The following is a 20,330-nucleotide window of genomic DNA, read 5'->3' as shown; positions in this document are numbered from 1 at the left end:
TCCAATAGGCAAAGCCCGGAGTATACTACCCCCATGGAACAAGGCCGGTGGAAAGTTCCCCCAGAAATGCCCGATGGGGAAGGGTCCCTCTTTGTGAGCAAGGAAGGCCCAATGGAAGACATGAGCTATGGAGCAGAAGAAAACCTTTCCCCCCAGGTGTGGACCGTTTCGGAATTAACCGAACGGATCCGGGCCTGCCTGGAAGGTTTTTTCCCCCTCGTTATTGTAGAAGGGGAAATTTCCAATTACCGACCTTCTAGTACGGGCCATATGTACTTTACCCTTAAGGACGAAGGGGCGGCGATCCAGGCCGTCCTTTTTAAGAACCGTCAGCGGGCTCTCCAGATAGAGCTCCGAGATGGTCTCAGGGTCCGCGTGCGGGGGAGCCTTTCGGTGTATCCCCAGCGGGGAACCTATCAGATCATCTGCGAAACGATAGAAGCCAGTGGGGAGGGGGCCATCCTGGCCATGTTGGAAGAGCGCAAACGGCGCCTTGCCGCGGAGGGGCTCTTTGATCCCGCCAAGAAAAAGCCCCTTCCCACTTTTCCGTCTTCGGTGGGTATTGTGAGTTCCCCCACTGGTGCGGCGGTCCGGGATATTCTGAATATTTTACAGCGTCGGGCCCGGGGAATCCGGATTATCATTTTTCCCACACCGGTTCAGGGAACCGACGCAGCCCCTATCATTGCCCGACGGATAGAACAGGCCAATCAATGGGATCTGGTAGAAGTGCTCATCGTGGGTCGGGGGGGAGGCTCCCTGGAAGACCTCCTTCCCTTTTCCGAGGAAATTGTGGTGCGGGCCATTGCGGCTTCTCATATCCCTGTAATCAGCGCGGTGGGCCATGAGATCGACTGGGCCCTTTCCGATTTTGCCGCCGATGTGCGGGCCCCTACCCCTTCGGCGGCAGCCGAACTGGTGAGCGCCAACCGGGAAGAGGCCCTGCGGTACGTACAAAAACTGGGGGCCGAACTTATCCGCCTCATGCAGGAACGGTTAGGACGGATTAAGTTGCTCTTGAGGCCCTTTTCGCTGGAGGACCTGGAATTCCGCTTCCGCAGCATCCTGCAACCCCGCCTCGTGCGTTTTGACGATGCCAAAGAGGGGCTCCTCCTGGCCATGCAGGAACGCCTTAGCCTGTTCCGTCAGCGTCTTGAGCGGGAACTGAACTACCTTGAAACGGCCCATCCCCGGCGGATCCTGGAGCGGGGTTTTTCGGTGGTGGTCAATCAGCGGACCGGCAAGGTCATCCGCCAGCATGAAGAGGTCGCCGTGGGGGACACCCTTTCCATTCGTCCCCTGGAAGGGCGTATTACCGCCACCGTCAGGACGGCGGAAAGGATGGAAGCACCGGCGGAGCAGGAACGGTGAGGGTCTACAACAGGAGGAACCATGGCAGGTAAAACAGGAAAATCCTTTGAGGAACGACTGAAACAGCTAGAACAGCTGGGAGAAAAGATCCGAAAAACCGATGTACCCTTAGACGAGGCGTTAAAAGCCTTTGAGGAGGGGATAAAACTGGCCCGTTCCCTGGAAAAGGAGCTTGCCAGAATAGAAAGCCGCATCGAAATTCTCATGAATAACCCGGAGGCCCCGGCAGAAGAAAAGCCAGAATTGGGTCTCTTTGACGAGGAACTTTCATGAGCAAGCCAGAAAAAGGGGCCCCTTCAGGGAGCACCATCCACGTCCTTGCTCCGGAAGTAGCCCAGCGGATTGCGGCGGGGGAGGTCATCGATCGGCCCGCAGCGGTGGTGCGGGAATTGATGGACAACGCTCTGGATGCAAAGAGCCAGCGGATCGATGTGGCTATCAGCGGTGGAGGATCGGACCTCATCGAAGTGATTGATGATGGCATAGGCATGGTAAAGGAAGATCTCCAGCTCTGCTGGCTTCCCCATGCGACAAGCAAAATCCAGAGTCTTGAGGACCTGGAGCACACCACAACCCTGGGATTCCGCGGAGAAGCCCTGGCGGCCATTGCCGCCGTAAGCCGCCTGGAAATCACCTCTTCCGATGGGAACGGGGCCTGGCAACTTGAAATTGGGCCCTTGACCCGTTCCCGGGAAGAACCAATACTCCGGCCTGTCCAGCGGAATCGGGGGACCACCGTCCGGGTTCGGGCCCTGTTCGAAACCGTTCCGGCCCGAAAAAAATTCCTGAAACGCCCTCCGGCAGAGGCCCAGCTCTGTTACCAGGTGTGGTGCGATAAGGCCCTGGCCTTCCCCGAACGGGAATTCCGATTCCTGCAGGAAGGGGCCCTTAAGACCCTCTTGCCCGCCGTGGGAGGATACCGGGAGCGCTTTTCCCAGATTCTCCTCAGCGAACGGGAAAAACCCTTTCTCCACGAAGTATATGGGTCAGGAGATGGCTTTTCCGTGCATATCATCATTGGCGGACCGGAACTCTATCGCTCGGATCGGCGGAATCAGTTCGTTTTTGCGAATCATCGGCGGATTCAAGAATATGCCCTCCTGCAGGCCCTGGAATACGGTTGTCAGGGATTTTTCCCTAACGGGACCCATCCGGTAGGAGCCCTTTTTATAGACATCGATCCAGCCCTGGCGGACTTCAATATCCATCCTGCCAAACGGGAAGTCCGTTTTAAAGACCCTGCGGCCATTCATCATACGATTACCCGGACGCTCCAAGATTTCTTTGGACGCCATGTCCTGTATGTGCAGGGAGGAACCGCCGCCACAACGGGGAGCGCCCCGGCGGAACAGGTCCTTTTTGAGGCCAGCCCTCCCTTCCACAAGGAGAAGGCTCCTTCTTCTTTTTTGGCAGTTCAGTCTACGGAAAAAACTGATGCTTCCGGTTTTTCTGGCCATGGGAAACCGGAGGAAGGAGGAGAAAGGTTCTTTTCCTCTGGCAGGACAGGAAAAGGAGACCCTTTCATACGGGCTGAACAGATTGAACAGTTCCTGGCTCGATCCTCCTCCTTTGCACCCCTTCCGGGGAAGGAGCAGGAGAAAACCGCCCTTTCCGGCGAAGATTTTCGTTACCTGGGCCAACTATTCAATCTTTTTCTGATAGTAGAAAAGGACGACACCCTCTACCTCATTGACCAACATGCGGCCCACGAACGGATCCTCTTCAATGAACTGCAGGACCGGCCTCCGCCGCCGCAGGAACTCCTGGTACCCCTTCCCTTTACCACCGACACGGAAACGGTCGACGCCTTTCTTACGACCCATCGGCAAGAACTGGCCCACTATGGCCTTGTTATTACCCCTGAAGCTCCCGGCACCTGGCTCCTTGAAGCCCTTCCTTCTTGCTGGAAACTTTCCCCTGAAAAGACCATCGAGCACCTTTTGAGCATGCCAGGGGAAAAGGAAAACTTTACTCAACGATGGATTGCGACTCTCGCCTGTCACTCGGCGATTCAGGATGGCGAAATTCTTGATGACCGTACCGCTCAGGCCCTGGCAGCGGCCGCCCTGGAGTTACCGGAGCCCCGCTGTCCCCATGGACGGCCCATCTGGATAAGGCTTTCCCGGGAAGACCTATTTAAAATGGTCCGGCGCCTGGAGTAAGGAACACAACCAACAATTTACTTTTTGGAATGGCCGCCTTTCCTACTTGTTCCCTTCAGGGAAAAAACGAACCGACTGAGTAAGGGCATACCCTTCGAAGGTTCCGGCGGACACAAAAAGGGAGCCCAGTGTGGCCGGAATAGCAGAGACCACCGGCGCAGAAAGGGTAAGACGCCCTGCCTCGGCCCGTTTCATCCCCAGATGATGGATAAAATTCACCGCATCTGAAATGACAGCTCCTGTTTGCCCCGGAGGGGCAAAGGGAAGCTCCCCCCCATGGATAGCCGCGATAAGGCCTACGGGCCTATCCAGGTGGAGTTCTTCGCAGGTAATCAAGGGAAAATTGAGGAAGAATCGCAGCAGTTGTTCTATGACACGGCTGATTCGCCGTTCTTCGTAAGGCACCAGGAAAAGGAAACTGCAGTTTCGCTGCATCCACAGAAGGCCATCTACAGGAGAAACTAAGGGGGTAAGCAACCGATGGAGGGCGCTCCGCAATTCCTGGAAACGGCTATCCCCGAGACTTTCTTTTATATGATCCTGTTGATCCAGGGTTACATAGACAAGGTAAAAGGGATAGGTACAGCCAACCTGTATCTTCTGCCAGCCAGGGAAGCGATACGGAGGGGAGGATTTTTTTTGTTCCCCTTCATTACCTGAAGCAGCGGGCATTTCCTCTTCTTCGATCTCAGCATATTTTCCCCGCGAAAGGTATGCTGCCAGCGAAAGGGCCCGCTTCAGGCGTCGCACCGAGAGGCCCTCTTCTACCACCAGGGATGGCCCAAGGTAATCGCAGGCCCCTTCCTGAAAGAACAGCGCCGGATCCTCTGCATGCTGGGTTTTACAAAGGACACCCCAGGGAATTGTGATTTCCCTCCGCTGGAGCAGGGAAAGCACTTTTCGAATCGCCGGCAGCGGATAACTTTCGATATCAAAATAGAGGATATCTACCCCCGAAAGATCTACCGTCTGATGATTCGGTGCCGGCCCACTACGAAGTTCTACTCCCTTTGCGGTTTTAATGGAAAGACAGGAATTATCCTTTTCCGTAGCCACATACACAATCATCGGCTTTCCCCCACCCGGACACTGTAGGATCGGGTCTTATACCCCTTCCAGGAAGCAAGGGGACCAAAAAGATCCTGGATAATCCGGTCCACATCCATAAAAACATTTTCTGAAACCACCAGAGTATCCGGTTTTGCACAGGAGGCTTCGATCTCTCCAATCTCCCGGATCACCTCATTCCTCTTTAATTCATCACTGTAGAAAGAATATTTGAGGGGGCCCCCATGAACCGCAAGACGAAGCTGCAGGGGACGATCCAGGGGATTAGAAAGGCGATTGTAAAAAAAGAGTTCGTGGAGAACTTCCATGGCTGCACAGACCGCCGCGGTATGTTTGTTTCCAAAGAGAAAAGCCCCGATGGCCCCATCGCCTTCCCAGGCCCAGACACGGCCCATCCGTTTATACACCGCCTTATGGACGATCTCTCGAAGCTCCCCATAGGCCTGGTCAACCCGTTCTTTGGGATTGTCTCGAACAATAAGGGAATTCTGCACGATATCAAGCCGGAAAAGGACAAACTGGAGCTCTTCTCCTTCGATAAGACGTCCCCAGTGGGGAGTAATCTGGCCCTCTCCCCGTTCCATAAAAAGCCCACTGGTACTATCGTACAGGTATCCCTCGGCGGCAATGCCCTTTAAGAGTTCCCGGAGATAACAAACCGGATACTCCCGCCCCATAAAACCTTCCCGGTTGATGCGGAGCAAAAGCTCAATCAACTGTAAATACCGGCCTTCTACCAGAACATCTTTCAGAAGCTGGGACGCGGCGGTTTGGGCTGTAATGGGAATATTCTCAGGGATCCCCGAACGGGCATGGATGTCATAGCCCGGTATAAGGAGCTTACCGATCCGTACCAGCATTTCCGCATTAAAAGATTCGTATAAAACCCGGACCGAAAGAGACGCAAGGGCACTTTTAATCTTCATCGACCTTCAACCTTTCGGGCTCGTTTCGCCAGGTCCTTCGAAACAAGCCTGTGCTACTTTTTTAGTCCCCCCGGGGACTGCTTGTTCGTTTTAAAAAAATAGGGAGCCTTTCCTCAAGGTCTCCCCGGCGTTTCTTTGTTCAAGGCCACCGGGATACAGAGAAATGGTGGTTCCCACTTTTTATTTAGAAATATTCCTGCCGGGAACGGGAGTTGAACCCGTACCCCCTTGCGGGGAGGGGATTTTAAGTCCCCGGTGTCTACCATTCCACCATCCCGGCGAATTAGACTATTGTATAATAGCAGGAGCACCTGCTATGGTCAAGAAGTATGGTGAACTTCTATGATACCCACGCCCACCTGTACGCTCTTAAGACAAAACATCCAGATCTATATGAGGCCCTGGTAAAGCCATCGTCGGATGCTGCTCCTGAGGGGGGGGCTTCCCCCGAGAATCCTTTTCCGTCCTTCATCATCGATGTGGGAACCGACCCAGGGGACCTGCTTCCCCGGTGGGAAGCATTTGCCGCCGATCCTCAAGTATACCTGAGCGCTGGTATCTGGCCCGGTGAACAAGCAATCCGTACCTGGTCTCAGCAGGTAGAACACCTTAAACAGGACATAGATAGGGTGCTTTATTCCCCTGGATCAGTTGGAACCCACCAGGAATTCCCGAAGCCTCGCCTGATTGCCATCGGAGAATGCGGTCTTGACCGACACTGGAATCGGGATCCCCAGATCTGGAAGCAGGAACACCAGTTATTCGAAGCCCAGCTTTACCTGGCCCGGGAATATAATGTACCGGTCATCGTGCATTCCCGGGATGCCGCCAGAGAAACCGCGGAAATCCTTCGCTCCGTACCAGGGGTACGGGGAGTTATCCACTGCTTTTCCTATGGAAAGGAGGAGCTTTCCTCTTTTCTGGACCTCGGGTTTTTTGTCTCCTTTGCGGGGAATCTCACCTACAAAAAAAGGGGCCCCCTCCAGGAAGCCCTTGCGGCCTGTCCACTTAACCGACTGCTCCTTGAAACGGATAGCCCCTATCTGGCGCCCCATCCGTACCGGGGGAAGGCCTGCCACCCCGGGATGATTCATGCCACCTATGAGGAAGCAGCCCTCATCCACGGCATGGCCACCGAAGAGCTCGCAGCCCAGATACGAAACAACATTCAAACCCTTTTCGGGGTAGACCTTTCTTCCCCCGCGGGGGAGCCACTGCGCTAGGGCGTTCCTCTTGCCATTTTTAGCGTAAGGACTTCCCCCGCCGCTCTCTCGCAAAAACAGTGATGGCCCTATCAAGACCTTTCTTCTCAGCGGGAGGGAAGACACACAATCGACTCCCTGTTATTTTCAGCGGACCACGGGGCGTAAAACCGCGGGGACCCTTTTTCTCACCGAGCAGCGAGGCGCAGGATTGCCTCCACATCGGAGGCATCGAGCCGACGGTACGCACCGATGGGCCCCATGATCACGGCTCTGCGGGCCATCTCAGGGATCTTATCGGTGGGGATATCCGCTTCCCGCAAAGAGGGGGCAAGCCCTATGGAACGGTAAAATTCTTTGAGCCGCAGAATTCCCTGTCGGGCTGTCTGCTCAGGATCATAGAACAGGCCATCTACCCCAAAGACTTCCTCTGCAAAACGGGCAAAGCGCCGCACATCCACGAGGAGGTTATATTCCATCCAGGCGGGGAACACGATGGCAAGGCCCGCCCCATGGGCAATGTCATAGAGGGCCGAAATTTCATGCTCGATCATGTGGGTGGCCCAGTCCCCTATTCTACCAGTACCCAGAAGGTCGTTATGCGCTATCGTCCCGGCCCACATAATCTCCGCCCGGGCATGGTAATTGGTGGGGTCATGGATGACCACCGGCGCATTCCGGACGATGGTTTTCATCGTGGCCTCGCAGAGCCGGTCCGTCAGTTCCACATGGTCTTCCCGGGTAAAATACCGCTCCATGATATGGGCCAGCATGTCCACAATGCCGCAGGCTGTCTGATAGGGGGGCAGGGAAAAGGTGAGTTCTGGATTTAAAATTGAAAAAACAGGCCTAAGGCATTCGGCGGTAAGCCCCCGTTTCCAGGGGCCCCGTTCATCGGTAATCACCGAGCTCGGACTTGCTTCACTTCCCGCGGCGGGGATGGTAAGCACCGTCGCCACCGGCAATGCCTCAGCAGGACTCCCCTTACCATCATAAAAATCCCACACATCCCCTGCGTAAGGAACCCCGGCGGCGATAGCCTTAGCCGAGTCAATCACCGAACCGCCCCCTACCGCCAGGATCAGCCCTACCTTCTCGTTCCTACAGAGCCGGATTCCCTCATACACCAGGGAAAGCCGGGGATTTGGCTGCACCCCTCCCAGTTCCACCCACTGGACCCCCGCAGCCTTAAGGGAATCCTTTACCTTGTCCAGGAGACCTGAACGGACCACGTGTCCCCCCGAATGGTGCAGCAGAATCTTCGTAGCAAAGCGACGGGCCTCTTCCCCCACCTGGCGTTCCATGCCCCGACCAAAGAGAATTTTCGTTCTATTTTCGAAGACAAAGTTTTGCATCTTATACCCTCCCTCTTAGCCATAAATATAGCGGCGAATTTGCCTTAGGCTGAGCGGTTCGGCGGCGAAGCGACGAACCTGAACCTCCTTTTGTATCATAGCATATATTTGAGTATTCTTGTAACCCATCTTTTGCAGCTGAATATGGCGGGAACGAATATACTCTTCCAATGTTTTACTGTATGTCAAAAGGACATCTTCGATAATCCGAGCCGCAAGGGAGGCTTCAATGCCATAGGATGTGGAAATCCGATTCACCAGATCCGGCTCTACCGGGGAACTTTCCCAATTTTTATTATTCATACCGATATGATGGAGGAGAACCTTCCTTTTTGACAAGCCGAAAAAGGCCTTTTTGGGTCCCCGAGCAAGCCCTGTACCCGAAATCGGGCACAGGACCAGATTCTCGATATTCTAACAGGAGGAAACACGAACCCACAGGCCTCGTTCTTTCAGCGACAGAGAAAGAACGGGATCCTGTTTTTACGTCCCTGGGAAGGCTCCGTACTTACCAGGCAGGCTCAGGGGCTTACTCGCTTGCGATCCCGGGGGAAAAGGCTTGCCTCTTTTACATTGGCAAGGCCCAAAATCTTTTGGGTAAGCCGCTCACAGCCGATGGCAAACCCCCCATGGGGAGGGCAACCGTACTTAAAAATAGCAAGATAATCCCGCAGACCCTCTTCCGTAAGCCCAAAACGGGGCAACACCTCGAGGAGCGCCTGGTACTGTTCCTGACGGCGCCCGCCGGTGGTTATCTCAAGGCCCCGGAAAAGGGCATCAAAACTCATGGTTTTTGTCGCATCCAGGGGATAGGTATAGAAGGGCCGATGTTTCCGGGGGAACTGGTTCACAAACACCAGTTCTATCCCGTATTCCCGACCCGCCCAGGCGCAGAGGAGCCGTTCCACCGCCGGGGTTACCTCGAAAAAGCCCAGTTTGGCGCTGGCCTTTTCGTCTTCGAGCAGGGCCTGGTTATGCTGCTGGGCTTCGGTAAAAGCCAGGGCGAGGGCATCGTCATGGGCAATGAGGGGGGCCTTAAACACCAAGTTGGGATCGGGGACCCGGGCATTCCAGAGTTCCAGTTCTGGTCCATTTTTTCGTGCCACCTGTTCAAAGATGTGGGCCAGAAGCCCCCGTTCAAGCTCGATAAGGTCAAGCTCACTGGTAATGAAGGCCATCTCCACATCCATAGAAACATACTCATTCAGGTGACGGGGGGTATCGTGTTTTTCCGCCCGGTAGGCAGGGGCTACCTCGAATACCCGCTCAAGGCCGGCGGCAACCATGGTTTGTTTATAAAATTGAGGGGACTGGGCCAGGTACACCTTTTTATCAAAATAGTTTACCTCAAAAAGCCCCGTTCCTCCTTCGGTGCCGCTCCCAATGAGTTTGCTGCTTTTAATTTCGGTAAAATCCTGGGAACGGAGGTACTCAGAAAAGGCTTCGATGATGGTGGCCTGTACTTTGAAGATCGCCCTAATCCGGGGGTTTCGCAACGAGAGAACCCGCTTATCCAGGATGGTATCAAGCCCCATTTTGGTCACATCGCCGTTTACCTGGAAGGGCAGGTCTGGCTCAGCCCGGGAAAGGAGGGTACTGTGCTGCACCCGGACTTCCACTCCGCCGGGGGCTTTGTCGTTTCTCGTGGGGAGTCCTTCCACCTGAATCACCGACTCAAGGGTATAATCGGTCTTTCCTTCCACCACCAGTTGCACCAGGCCAGATCGATCCCGCAGAATGATAAAACTTACTCCGCCCAATTCCCGGATCCGGTGAATCCAGCCTTGCAGCATAATCGGTTGAGGGGAATCCGATGTGGCATACTGCGCCACATCCCGAGCTAAGACACGCATGACCCATCCTCCTGCAAACACCGTTCTACCTCTTCTTTTGTTAGGGTACCATCACAGCGGCCCCCACTGGCGGCCAGGACCTTTCCTACCAGGTATGCCACCAGGGTCTCGTAACGTTTGCGATTTTCCGCCCTTTGGGCATCCCGGGCATCCTGAACCGTAGCCCCCTCATGGGTAAAGACCTGTTCCACATAGGAGCGGATACGGCTGCGATCCTTAATCCGTTCCCATCCTTTTTCCTGAATAATCTCCAGGGGATCCCGATCTTCTTTGACCACCAACTCCAGGGTTTCCTTGGCGTTCTTTGTGGAGACCTTTTCATCTGCCACAAGGTATACCAGCTGGGCAAGCCGGGCCGGCGTAAGTGCCCAGTGTGATAAATCTTCCACAGCAACACCGTCCCGGTTAATGATCCGCTTTACGTCGCTAGAAAGCCAGAGGGCGATCCGCCGGGCGAGATTTGCCGTGGTAAGCGCCGGCGATGGTACCACTTCCCCTTTTCTCTGGGGCTGGTCCTCTTGAGGGGGTACAAAAGGGATGGTCCCCTTTTTTTCTCCTGAAGGATCAAACACGGCCTGTATTGCCCCTACCGCCTGCTCATAATACTCTGCCAGGGCTCGTTCCTGGGTAATAAAATCGGCCTGCTCAAAAGAAAGCCCCCACTCTTTTTGGAGCCGCATTCTCCGATCCCGGGGAGATTCTATCAGGGCGTCCTCCAGGGAACGGTAAAACTCTTCATCAAAGGTGATGGGGGGAATATCCGGTTCCGGGAAATACCGGTAATCCTGGGCATTCTCCTTACTTCGCATGGGTTCGGTCTGATCCCGGTTTTCGTTCCACAGTCGGGTTTCCTGACGTACCGGCTTTCCTTCTTCCAGAAGAGCCTTTTGCCGTTCAATTTCATAATCCAGGGCAAGGCGAACAAAACGGGATGAGTTAAGGTTCTTTATTTCCACCTTTTTGCCGAGCCCGGCCCCCTGCCGATTCACCGACACGTTGGCATCGGCCCGGAGACTCCCCTCTTCCATGTTGCCATCACAGACCCCCAGGTATCGAACAAGGCGGCGTAAACTCTGAATGAATTCCTCCGCCTCTTCTCCCGTTTCCATATCCGGTTGGGTAACAATCTCCAGGAGGGCCGTGCCTGCCCGGTTATAATCGATAAGACTCACGTTGCCCGCGTGGATCATCTTGCCCGCATCTTCTTCAAGATGACATTCCTTGATGCGAATTCGTTTTGATTTTCCCCCCACATCGATATCCAGGTACCCCTCCTGCCCGAGGGGAGAGGCAAACTGGGAAATCTGATAGTTTTTGGGCATATCGGGATAAAAATATTGCTTCCGTTCAAACCAGGTCCGGTTTGGAATACGGCAATTCAGAGCCCGGGCAACCAGGCCCCCCATCCACAACGCTTCAGGATTCAGTTCGGGGAGCACCCCCGGTTGTCCCGTGCAGATGGGACAGATATTGGTATTTGGTTCATCCCCAAAGGCGGCCCGACAGGAACAGAATACCTTCCGGGCCGTTTTAAGATGGATATGCACTTCTAGCCCAATAAAGGATTGATACATGGCTTACCTCCAGAAGGACTGATATCCCGCAGGGTGGGGATAGCCCTGCCGATCACCGTAGAGTTTTGCGAGCCCACAGAGGATCTCCTCTGAAAAAGGAGCGCCCATAAATTGCATCCCTACCGGGAGGCCTCCTTTGACGCCAACAGGGAAAGCCAGGGCAGGAAGACCTGCCAGGTTCGCCGCGCAGGTAAACACATCGGCCACCTTCTGGGCAAAAGAGGAAAGCCCCGCTTCACTGCGTCCAAAGGCCCGGCGGGGAAACACCGGCAAAAGAATTGCCCCATACCGGGCAAGGACCGCATCGAATTCCCTCCGAATTTGCTGTCGAATTTCCTGGGCCCGGTGATAATACCGATCCTGAAAGCCCGAACGGAGCACAAAGGTGCCCACCAATATTCGCAGCTTCACTTCGTCCCCAAACCCAGAACGGCGGCTTGCACGAACAAGATCCTCCGGGCTTTCTACAAGAACATCCTGACCAGGTCGCATCCCGTAGCGGATCCCATCAAAACGGGCCAGGTTAGCACTCGCCTCAGCCGTCGCAATGGTATAATAGGCGGCCACCGCGTAGGAAAGACTCGGGATAGTCACTGGTTCCACCGAATAGCCCAGAGATCGATAAAAGCCTATAGTCTCTTCAAAACCTTCGATTATCTCTTGTTCCAGAAAGTTCTGAAGGGACAATTCTGTTTCTGAAGCTATAGATCCTGTTCCAAGACTCTCCCCCGCCCTCGCTAAGGTTTCGGCAAGCAATGAGGGATCGATATACCCAATTCGAAGGTTTTCTGGCGCCGGGACAGGGGGAAGGCCATCCTCGATTAAATGCATCGGAGCAGGGCTTGTCCCCTGTTCAGGACCTTTGCCTACCATCGTGGTCATATCATGAGGATCGGGTCCCCGAATCACCTGAAACACCTGGAAGGCCCGGTCCACCGTGTCCGCCAGGATTCCTATGGCTTCGAGACTTGAGGCGTAGGCCACAAGGCCATAACGGGAAACGGCGCCGTAGGTAGGTTTAAGGCCCACCACCCCACAGAAGGCCGCCGGTTGTCGGACGGACCCTCCCGTATCAGACCCAAGAGCAAAGGGGACCAGCCCCGCCGCGACGGCCGCCGCGGAGCCCCCCGAGGAACCTCCCGCCACACGATGGGTATCCCAGGGATTATTGGTCTGTTTGAGGGCCGAGTTGTCCGTGGAAGACCCCATGCCAAACTCGTCCAGGTTAGTTTTTCCCACCGGCACCGCCCCTTTCTGAAGAAGCCGTTCCACCGCCGTCGCTGTATAGGGGGCCCGGTACTGCTCTAGAAGGCGGGAACCACAGGTAAGATGAAAGCCTTCGACGGCGATATTATCCTTTACCCCAAAGGGTATGCCGGCAAGGGGAGCCCTGGCCTCCACCTCTGAACTCCCGGGAGAAACATTTCCCTGAGACCCCCCTCCATTTTTAAAAACCGGGGCCCATTCACCGGGTGGACGATGTTCAAGAAAAGCCCCTATCCGAGCTTCCCACTGGGTAAAGTACCTATCAAATGTATCCTGTTCCATAGGAATAATCCTTTCTTTGTTGTAACCCTCTGATAGACCTGGCTTTGGCGGGCCCCAGCGGGACCGTCGCACCTTCTGTATGAAAACTCATCAGCCTGGCTTATAAAACATTGGGAACCACGATAAAAGAATGGCGCGTTTCCCCCGCCAGTTGCACAAGCTGTGTGGGGTTTACGGGGCGTCTTGTTTGATGGCTCCCATCGGTGTGAGAGGTCTGGGCATGGTGGTTATCATAGGTATTCTTCCACACCGCATACGGCAGTGCGTCCTTCGCATGGAGGAAAAGGGACAATGCATCCTCTCTGGCTGGGGAAACCTCAGGAGGGGCCGCAAGAGAGAAGGTATCCATGGCGGCAAAAAAAGCAAGCATCTGTTCGATGGCAGGCAGAGCCCGGCGGAGTTCCTCTTCTGTCATATCCAGTTGGGCAAGCTCTGCCGTGAGTCGTACTTCATCCTGAATCATGACTTCAACGTACCAGAATATGTATACAGTGTCAAGAATATTTATGCATAAAAAGAGGCGTTAATAAGGCTTTTATGCGTTTTTTTGTATTTTTATACAATCAGCGATATATTTCAGGTTCCAGGCAAGGGACCTCTTCTTCCAGAGGTTCCAGGATGTCCTGGAGAACCGCCGGGGCTCCCGCTACACCCTGTTTTAATAGGGCAGTCACCGCCGGACGCCCAATCAGGGCCTCCTCGGCACCGAGTACTCGGGCTACCTGCAGGTCCCGGTAAGACCGGATTCCCCCATCGACCCAGAGAGCCCCACAATAACGACGAAGTTCCTTTCCGTAAACTGCGAGGAAATCCACCGTAGAACCCCGTACCGTTTCTACCCGTCCTCCATGATTAGATATAAAGGCCACATCGGGACGCAGTTCCCGCACCAGGTCGATATCTTCTTTTTTGAAAATTCCCTTAATCACGAAGGGAACATGGGCAGCCCGCTGTAATTCCCGGAGAGACCGGGCATCCTTTTGCTCCAGGTGCACCAGGTCCCGCATGGTTTTTATAGCATAGGAATCGATATCCACCCCCAGGTATTCCGCCACATCCCGGGCCCATTCAAACCGTTCCAGAATCCGATGGTTCGGATAGGGTTTACAGAACACCGCCCCCTTGACCCCATAGGAGCGCAGGGCCCCTATGCCAGAAAGGAGTTTTTCATCGGGGTAGCCATCCCCGATGGAAAGTCGAAGTCCTGCCACAAGGGCAACTCCAATAAGGTCCCCATAGAAGGGAGCCTCTTCCCCATACCCCACATTTTGCATTGCCCCCGTCATGGGAGCAAGTCTGAGAGGTACCGACGGTGTATCCTCCTCTACCAGGGGATAGTACTTTTGCCAGGAACTACAGTTAAGAATAAAATTCTCGTTATTACCAACCCCTCCCATCCCGGGAAGTTCATTGATACAGCCCTGACCATCGCAGCGGGGACAAAAATGACACTTGCTTTCTATCTTCATACTCTACCTATCGGAAAGATTAACAGAAAGTACCACAAAAAACCAGCAGAATCCCTGGTAAAAAGACCTCTCTTTATAGCGAGAAGTTGTAAAATCCCTCTTTTGTTAATACGGGGCTCCATTCCTCGGTCCTCTCTTCAATAAAAAATCCTTTATACACGGGATACACGGGGGTTCCATTATACACAGGGGCTTATAAATAAGACTATTTTAGTAATGATTTGACGAGCCACCATAAAAAAGGCTATGTTATAAGTAAACACGCAGAAGGGAGGCAGACATGGCTACTATCACCTTTAAAGGGAATCCCATTCATACCATAGGGGAACTTCCTGCCATAGGAAGCAGGGCCCCCGATTTTGTCCTGGTAAACGGGGAACTCCAGAATGTAAGACTGGATAATTTCAAAGGAAAAAAGAAAATCCTGAACATCGTTCCCAGTCTTGATACGGGGGTTTGTGCCGCTTCAGCCCGCCGCTTTAATCAAGAGGCAGCCCAATTTCCCAATACGGTCATCCTGACCATTAGTCGAGATTTACCTTTTGCACAAAAACGCTTCTGCAGTACCGAAGGGATCGATCAAGTTATCACCCTATCGGACCTGCGGAGCCGAGATTTTGGGAAGGCCTATGGGGTAGAAATTATCGATGGGCCCCTGGCAGGGCTCCTTTCCCGGGCAATTGTGGTGCTCGATGAAGAGAACCGGGTCATCTACACCGAACAGGTTCCCGAAATAGCCCAGGAACCCAATTATGAGGCAGTACTCCGCGTTTTTAAGGGGAAATAAGAACTAAAGCCAAGGAAGTCGCTTACAGGTTGAAAAAAAGAATAGGGAGTTTTTAGAATATAGAAAGAAACTTTTTACGGGATGTTTATAAAAAGGGGGAATTATTGAAAGGTTCATAGCGTTACTCGTACCAAAACTTTTTCTAAATGCTTGACAATATTAGATTTTAAATAAATACTTCTAGGTATTATGAGTCTCTATCAGAAAGCTAAAGAAAATGAACAAATAGCTGAGTACTGCTATAAGGAGGAAATAAGCGCATATAATGCCGGGGCAAGCCGGGCGTATTACGCGGCCTTTCAAAAGGCAAAAGCATATATGATAGAGAAAAAATTCGATTATGAGAAGTTTTTACAAAAAATTAAGGCTACAGAAAAGCCTTTTTCCCATGGTACTATACAACGGGCCTTGGTGGAGTGTCTCATAGTTAATGGAAGGAAATAAGAATCAAATTTATAAATTAAATGTCTGGGATAATTTATACCAGCGACGAATAAAAGCGGATTATAAGGACAAAATGATTAGTAGGGATGAAATGGAAGCATCTCTTCAAGAATTAAACACTGTACTTACCGTCATCCCTTGAAAGAAGGAATTTGTTTTATGATAGATCCTAACCTTTTTATTTCTATTGATATAGAAAAAACGATACAAACCTATTTTCCTCAGGTAAAGATTGCTATTTTTTATGAACCTGAGGGAGATTGTTATTTTGTTGCAATTGACAATGCCTCAGTTTATTATTCTGATCAATATCAAGAATTAGTTATGGATATCAAGATGAATATTCTATGGAAAAAGAATATTAATAATTATTTTTTTATTCTTGATCATGACTCCTGTTGCGGTAAATCAATAGAGGATATTTCAAGCACACAAACAAGAAAGGAAGGGTTTGTGTTTTGGTCTGTGTCTGAAGAAATAGTAAACTTTGAGCAAATTTCTTCCTTCTTTCTGCTAGACAAAGAACTCGTTGCATAGGGAATTTTTACATGGATAACAGCAAACAACCCGGTATCCAGTTTGAATCAATAATTCTAACGGATTTGACTTTTTCAAGAAATCCTACAATCCTTCAGAAACCAGAATTAAAAATAGAATTCCAAAGCACTATTTCATTCTCAGAAAAGTACCCGCTGCCATGACTCCGTTGGGGCTGATTAATAGGAGCCGGGGCGAGGGTGTACGGCAGGAGGGTGTCGAGGGCGGCACTTTTGTCCGAGGCCCGGGCGTACTCAGTGAAGAGGTGACACAGGTAGCGATAGGGTTCGTGGCCGTTGGCTTTGGCGGTCTCGATGAGGGAATACAGCCGTCCACTGGCCTTGGCCCCATGCACGGAGTCATGAAAAAGCCAGTTCTTGCGGCCAATCACAAAGGGGCGAATGGCGTTCTCTACGGGGTTGTTGTCGGGGGTAAGCAGCCAGTGGTCCACATACCGAATCGCCCGGCGATACTGCCCCAGGGCATAGGCGATGGCAGACCCCAGGGGACTATGGGGCGGGACCTTCGTTTCCCAGTGGTTAAGCCACGAGCGAATCTCTTCAAAGACCGGCGCAGTCGCAGCCTTCCGTTCCTCCACAAAGACCTCCCGGGAAAGTTCCCCTGCAGCAAGACGAGCACGCAGATCCTTTTCAATCTGATAGAGTCTTCGGATGAGGCGTACCATCTCGGCGGCGGTGCAGGTGGGCCCCTGCTCACTCACGAGCCGATAGAACTCCCGCCGGATATGGGCCCAGCAGCCCACATGAATAATTTCCGGCCGCCGGCCAATGCGGCTGTAGCCACTGTACCCGTCGGTCTGCAGGTACCCTGAGAAGTTCCCGATGATAGACGCCGCCACATCCCCCGAACGAGAGTCGGCATACTCAAACCAGATGATGGGGCGAGGTGGGTCCGTCGACCCAGGCCCCTCTTTGAAGCCCCGGGCAACCCACATCCGGGATTGACTTGTCGCAGGCCGCTCTGGCTCATGCAGCACCTGCGTCACCGTCTCATCCATCCCCAGGACCGGCGACGACCGCAGGTCCTCCTTCATCCGCCGCCACAGCGGCTCCAGTTCCTCACTCACCCGCAGAATCATCCGGGCCATGGTCCCCCGACCCAGCTCAAGCCCGAGCCGCTGGAGCGCCCCTTCCTGTCGATATAACGGCAGCCCATCCACATACTTACTCACGATGATGAACGCCGCCGTGCTGTTGGCATACTGGCTCCCCTTCGCTATCTTCGCTGGCGCCGGTGCGCTGACAATGGCCGGTTCGTCGTGGCCGATGAAGTCGTCGCAGGTGCAGGGGCCGTACTTCCGCCGCACATGCACCTTCACTACCACCTTCGCAGGGATAATCTCTACCTCTTCGCTCCGCTCTTCCCCGATGACCGGCCGTTCCCTCGCACACCACGGACAGGCGCGAGCTGCCTCATCAAGCTCGTGGAACACCTCTACCCGTTCAATGTCTCCCCGAATCCGTCGCCGCCCGCTCCCGGGGGCCTTCTTCCGGCGTTGTGTGGTGAGCGGTCAGGACCACGGGCTCGGTGGCACTCTGTCCCCGGGGCCACGGGAAGGTTCCCCGTTCAAGCCGTTTGGTCCACAGGCAAAAGCCGTTCCGATCCCAGTACAATATCTTGAGGACCCGCTTACTCTTCCCGCAGAAGAGAAACAGGTCCCCGCTGAATAACGGTGCCTTCCATTCCTGTTCCACCAGCGCCGCAAGGCTGTAGGCCTGCTTGCGCATGTCCGTCGGCCCGCTCCTGAGGTATATCCGCAGCCGGCTTACCTCTGGCCACATACCCCAACCACCGCCCGCAGGGCCGCTTCTAACGCTCCCTGTTCTACCGGCCCCTGCCACTCAAGCACCCACCCAGTCCCTCCCTGAATGATGAGTCGGGGAAAGGGCCCCTTCCGCTCGATTCCAGGACTACTCCAGGACCAGCGAGCGCCTTCGCTCGAGCGAAGGGGACTGGTCTGGCCTGCTATCTGTACCGGCAGAAAACCGGGCCGTTCGCCCGGGCCATGTTGCTCGGCGTTCTGGCGCGCTTCCCGCTGCCATCGCTGGACGGTTCTCTGGTTAAGGCCCCGCTCTGTGCAAAACTCCCGCAGGCTCTTCCCGCTTGCCCCTAATTCGGCGAGGAGGGCCCGTCGCTCACCCTCGGTGTATCGCTTCATGCTCGTATCCTCCGCCACCGAGCTTACCACACCTCCTTATCTTGTACAGATGCGCTCATGGCAGCGGGTACGTAAAAAAAATAAAATAACAAACAATAAAAATTATAGAGGAAAGCATAAAATATAAAAGAAAGATTTTTTCCCGTTTACTATTGAATTTCATAGTATTATTCCATATGGTGACGCACTGCAAATATAGCTATCTGTGTTCTATCTCGAAGACCTGTTTTCTGTAAAATATTTGAGATATAATTACGCACTGTTCCTTCACTTAAAGATAGAGCATAAGCTATCTCTTTATTAGAGAAACCTTTCCCTATTTTACCTATTATATCTAATTCAGTTCTATTCAAATTCTCAGGTAGTAATATATAATCATTTTCAAGTTTCTCTTTCTTTGTATTTTTTTTTGCAATTTCTGAAAACATTCTGAAAGCTTTCGTTGCAATTTCGGGAGTCATAAGACTACCACCAGCATAAACAGTTCTAATGGCTTTAGCAAGTTCATCCATAGCAGCACTTTTCAATAAATAGCCAGAGGCTCCATTACAAATAGCATTAAGAACATATTCATCATCATCAAAAGTAGTAAGAATGATTATAGAGGTACTAGGAGAACGGGCTTTAAGCATAGCGGTTGCTTCTACTCCATCCATAATAGGCATACGAATATCTAATAATAGAACATCAGGATGTAAGTTTGTAACTAATCTTAACGCATCATAGCCATCTTTACCTATTCCTACAACGTCAAAATCTTCCTGGGCTGACAATAAGATTTTTAAACTGTCTCTGACCATATCCTGGTCATCTACAATACCAATTTTAATCATGATAGCGAACTCCAGAACGAGGAATGTATACAAATAACCTCATACCTTTTCCAGGCTCTGTTTCAATCTCAAGAAATCCATTATGGTCTAATACACGTTGCCTCATATAGTAGAAACCAAAACCTTCCTCTATCTCTGATGCTCCCACGCCATCATCAATAATAGAAAGATGAACAGCTTTCTCATCTACTTCGATTTTTACTTCAATATAAGTAGCCTCTCCGTGACGTACTGCATTCGTTATACTTTCCTGAATAATACGGTAAATCGTTTCATCTAAAGCAGGTGTAAGGCTATCCAACTCACCATTTATTCTAAGACAGATCTTTTTAGTAGTATTTGCATTTATTTCACTCACAAGTTTGTTTATAGCAAAAGATAATGTTCCCTTTTCCAATGTATCTGGTCGCAACTCTTTTAATGAACGCCTTATATCAACAAGTCCTTGCTGAGCCAAATCTTTTAAACGTTTGATCTGTTCTATTACTTTTTGAGGTGTTTGCTTTATTAGCTCTTCTGTAGCAGTAAGACCTAATGTAATACCAGTTAAATAATGACCAATAGTGTCATGTATTTCTCTCGCTAGACGATTCCGTTCCTTAATTTTTGCAATTTCTTCAATTCGTTCAGCGTAATTTTGTAATTGTACGTTTGCAAATTCAAGCTTCTCTTTGTTTTCTTTTAATTCTTTATTCAAAGCTTTAATTCGTTGTGATTCCTCAAGAACATTTTGCAATTCAAGAACAATAAATATTATAAACAAAGCTTCACTGATAAAAAACAAAATATTTCGCAATCCCAGAATATAAGCTGTGGTAACAGTAGAATAATAATGAACATAGTCTTCTATAGAAAAAGTATAAAATCCTATAGAAATAATTTGATAATCAATAAAAATAAAACATAATACAACAATCGCGGTAAAAAAGGATTTCCACCATCGATTAGGGAGATAGGTAATTCCATTCGCTATAGGAACTAATAAAATATATTTAAAACTAAAGGGCACCTCTAAAAACCGC

The 20,330-nt window shown here is 51.9% G+C and carries 21 protein-coding genes and 1 tRNA gene; 7 read left to right on the top strand and 15 right to left on the bottom strand.

The window, feature by feature from the left end:
* The first annotated feature begins 120 nt into the window (after positions 1-120).
* The 3 genes from xseA to mutL are packed head-to-tail and all read left to right on the top strand — an operon-like array spanning position 121 to position 3,533.
* A complete protein-coding gene (gene xseA / locus C5O22_RS00140; protein ID WP_132779265.1) occupies positions 121-1,371 on the top strand; it encodes an exodeoxyribonuclease VII large subunit in 1,251 nt (416 codons plus the stop codon).
* Between the two features lie 21 nt (positions 1,372-1,392).
* Positions 1,393-1,644 carry an exodeoxyribonuclease VII small subunit gene (gene xseB / locus C5O22_RS00135; RefSeq protein WP_132778940.1) on the top strand — a complete coding sequence of 84 codons (252 nt, stop codon included), beginning with the start codon at positions 1,393-1,395 and terminating at the stop codon, positions 1,642-1,644.
* Positions 1,641-3,533 carry a DNA mismatch repair endonuclease MutL gene (mutL, locus tag C5O22_RS00130; protein ID WP_132778937.1) on the top strand — a complete coding sequence of 631 codons (1,893 nt, stop codon included), beginning with the start codon at positions 1,641-1,643 and terminating at the stop codon, positions 3,531-3,533. Before xseB ends, mutL begins: the two co-directional genes overlap by 4 nt.
* A 42-nt stretch (positions 3,534-3,575) precedes the next feature.
* Here the strand turns inward: mutL and C5O22_RS00125 are convergent, their stop codons facing one another.
* The 3 genes from C5O22_RS00125 to C5O22_RS00115 all read right to left on the bottom strand — a co-directional run bounded on the left by C5O22_RS00125 (position 3,576) and on the right by C5O22_RS00115 (position 5,807).
* Positions 3,576-4,601, bottom strand: coding sequence for a hypothetical protein (locus C5O22_RS00125; protein WP_132778935.1), 1,026 nt, complete (start codon positions 4,599-4,601; stop codon positions 3,576-3,578).
* Positions 4,598-5,527, bottom strand: a complete 930-nt coding sequence (locus C5O22_RS00120) for a hypothetical protein (protein ID WP_132778933.1) — start codon at positions 5,525-5,527, stop codon at positions 4,598-4,600. The genes C5O22_RS00125 and C5O22_RS00120 overlap by 4 nt, the downstream gene beginning before the upstream one ends.
* A gap of 197 nt (positions 5,528-5,724) precedes the next feature.
* Positions 5,725-5,807 (bottom strand) — tRNA-Leu (locus C5O22_RS00115).
* A 49-nt stretch (positions 5,808-5,856) separates the two neighbouring features.
* Here C5O22_RS00115 and C5O22_RS00110 point away from each other — a divergent pair.
* On the top strand, positions 5,857-6,750 hold the full coding sequence (locus tag C5O22_RS00110; protein WP_132778931.1) for a TatD family hydrolase: 894 nt from the start codon (positions 5,857-5,859) through the stop codon (positions 6,748-6,750).
* Between the two features lie 167 nt (positions 6,751-6,917).
* On the opposite strand, the gene C5O22_RS00105 is transcribed toward C5O22_RS00110, so the two are convergent.
* The 7 genes from C5O22_RS00105 to C5O22_RS00075 form a co-directional block, all read right to left on the bottom strand.
* A complete protein-coding gene (locus tag C5O22_RS00105; RefSeq protein WP_132778929.1) occupies positions 6,918-8,084 on the bottom strand; it encodes an iron-containing alcohol dehydrogenase in 1,167 nt (388 codons plus the stop codon).
* A 15-nt stretch (positions 8,085-8,099) separates the two neighbouring features.
* Entirely contained in the window at positions 8,100-8,387 is a 288-nt protein-coding gene (locus C5O22_RS00100; RefSeq protein ID WP_132778927.1) for a hypothetical protein, read from the bottom strand.
* 218 nt (positions 8,388-8,605) lie between these two features.
* Positions 8,606-9,937: an aspartate--tRNA(Asn) ligase gene (gene aspS, locus C5O22_RS00095; protein WP_132778925.1), complete on the bottom strand. Its 1,332-nt coding sequence runs from the start codon at positions 9,935-9,937 to the stop codon at positions 8,606-8,608.
* Positions 9,925-11,511: an Asp-tRNA(Asn)/Glu-tRNA(Gln) amidotransferase subunit GatB gene (gatB, locus tag C5O22_RS00090; protein ID WP_132778923.1), complete on the bottom strand. Its 1,587-nt coding sequence runs from the start codon at positions 11,509-11,511 to the stop codon at positions 9,925-9,927. Before gatB ends, aspS begins: the two co-directional genes overlap by 13 nt.
* A gap of 3 nt (positions 11,512-11,514) precedes the next feature.
* Positions 11,515-13,059 carry an amidase family protein gene (locus tag C5O22_RS00085; protein ID WP_132778921.1) on the bottom strand — a complete coding sequence of 515 codons (1,545 nt, stop codon included), beginning with the start codon at positions 13,057-13,059 and terminating at the stop codon, positions 11,515-11,517.
* A gap of 100 nt (positions 13,060-13,159) precedes the next feature.
* Complete coding sequence (locus C5O22_RS00080; RefSeq protein ID WP_132778919.1) at positions 13,160-13,522, bottom strand: Asp-tRNA(Asn)/Glu-tRNA(Gln) amidotransferase subunit GatC; 363 nt, start codon at positions 13,520-13,522, stop codon at positions 13,160-13,162.
* A gap of 100 nt (positions 13,523-13,622) precedes the next feature.
* Entirely contained in the window at positions 13,623-14,528 is a 906-nt protein-coding gene (locus tag C5O22_RS00075) for an alpha-hydroxy-acid oxidizing protein (protein ID WP_132778917.1), read from the bottom strand.
* Positions 14,529-14,808: 280 nt separating this feature from the next.
* Here C5O22_RS00075 and tpx point away from each other — a divergent pair, with 280 nt between their 5' ends.
* The 3 genes from tpx (at position 14,809) to C5O22_RS00060 (ending at position 16,296) form a co-directional block, all read left to right on the top strand.
* Complete coding sequence (tpx, locus tag C5O22_RS00070; RefSeq protein ID WP_132778915.1) at positions 14,809-15,315, top strand: thiol peroxidase; 507 nt, start codon at positions 14,809-14,811, stop codon at positions 15,313-15,315.
* A gap of 189 nt (positions 15,316-15,504) precedes the next feature.
* The gene (locus C5O22_RS00065; protein WP_132778913.1) at positions 15,505-15,759 is read left to right on the top strand and encodes a HEPN domain-containing protein; all 255 of its coding nucleotides are present in this window, start codon (positions 15,505-15,507) and stop codon (positions 15,757-15,759) included.
* A gap of 159 nt (positions 15,760-15,918) precedes the next feature.
* On the top strand, positions 15,919-16,296 hold the full coding sequence (locus C5O22_RS00060; protein ID WP_132778911.1) for a hypothetical protein: 378 nt from the start codon (positions 15,919-15,921) through the stop codon (positions 16,294-16,296).
* 94 nt (positions 16,297-16,390) lie between these two features.
* Here C5O22_RS00060 and tnpC read toward each other — a convergent pair whose 3' ends face one another.
* From tnpC to C5O22_RS00035, 5 genes are all read right to left on the bottom strand, one after another.
* A complete protein-coding gene (gene tnpC, locus C5O22_RS00055) occupies positions 16,391-17,749 on the bottom strand; it encodes an IS66 family transposase (protein ID WP_243692823.1) in 1,359 nt (452 codons plus the stop codon).
* A gap of 10 nt (positions 17,750-17,759) precedes the next feature.
* Complete coding sequence (tnpB, locus tag C5O22_RS00050) at positions 17,760-18,098, bottom strand: IS66 family insertion sequence element accessory protein TnpB (protein ID WP_132778907.1); 339 nt, start codon at positions 18,096-18,098, stop codon at positions 17,760-17,762.
* Positions 18,083-18,505, bottom strand: coding sequence for an IS66 family insertion sequence element accessory protein TnpA (tnpA, locus tag C5O22_RS00045; protein WP_132778905.1), 423 nt, complete (start codon positions 18,503-18,505; stop codon positions 18,083-18,085). Before tnpA ends, tnpB begins: the two co-directional genes overlap by 16 nt.
* Positions 18,506-18,642: 137 nt before the next feature.
* Positions 18,643-19,308, bottom strand: coding sequence for a response regulator transcription factor (locus C5O22_RS00040; protein WP_132778903.1), 666 nt, complete (start codon positions 19,306-19,308; stop codon positions 18,643-18,645).
* Positions 19,301-20,330: sensor histidine kinase (locus C5O22_RS00035; protein ID WP_132778901.1), on the bottom strand; the 1,030-nt coding region annotated here is incomplete at its 5' end. The genes C5O22_RS00040 and C5O22_RS00035, both read right to left, overlap by 8 nt.

Source organism: Treponema sp. J25, from assembly GCF_004343725.1.
Classification (GTDB): Bacteria; Spirochaetota; Spirochaetia; order Treponematales; family Breznakiellaceae; genus J25.
The sequence above is the reverse complement of the archived record's forward strand: the minus strand, read 5'-3'. Positions and strand labels throughout refer to the sequence as shown.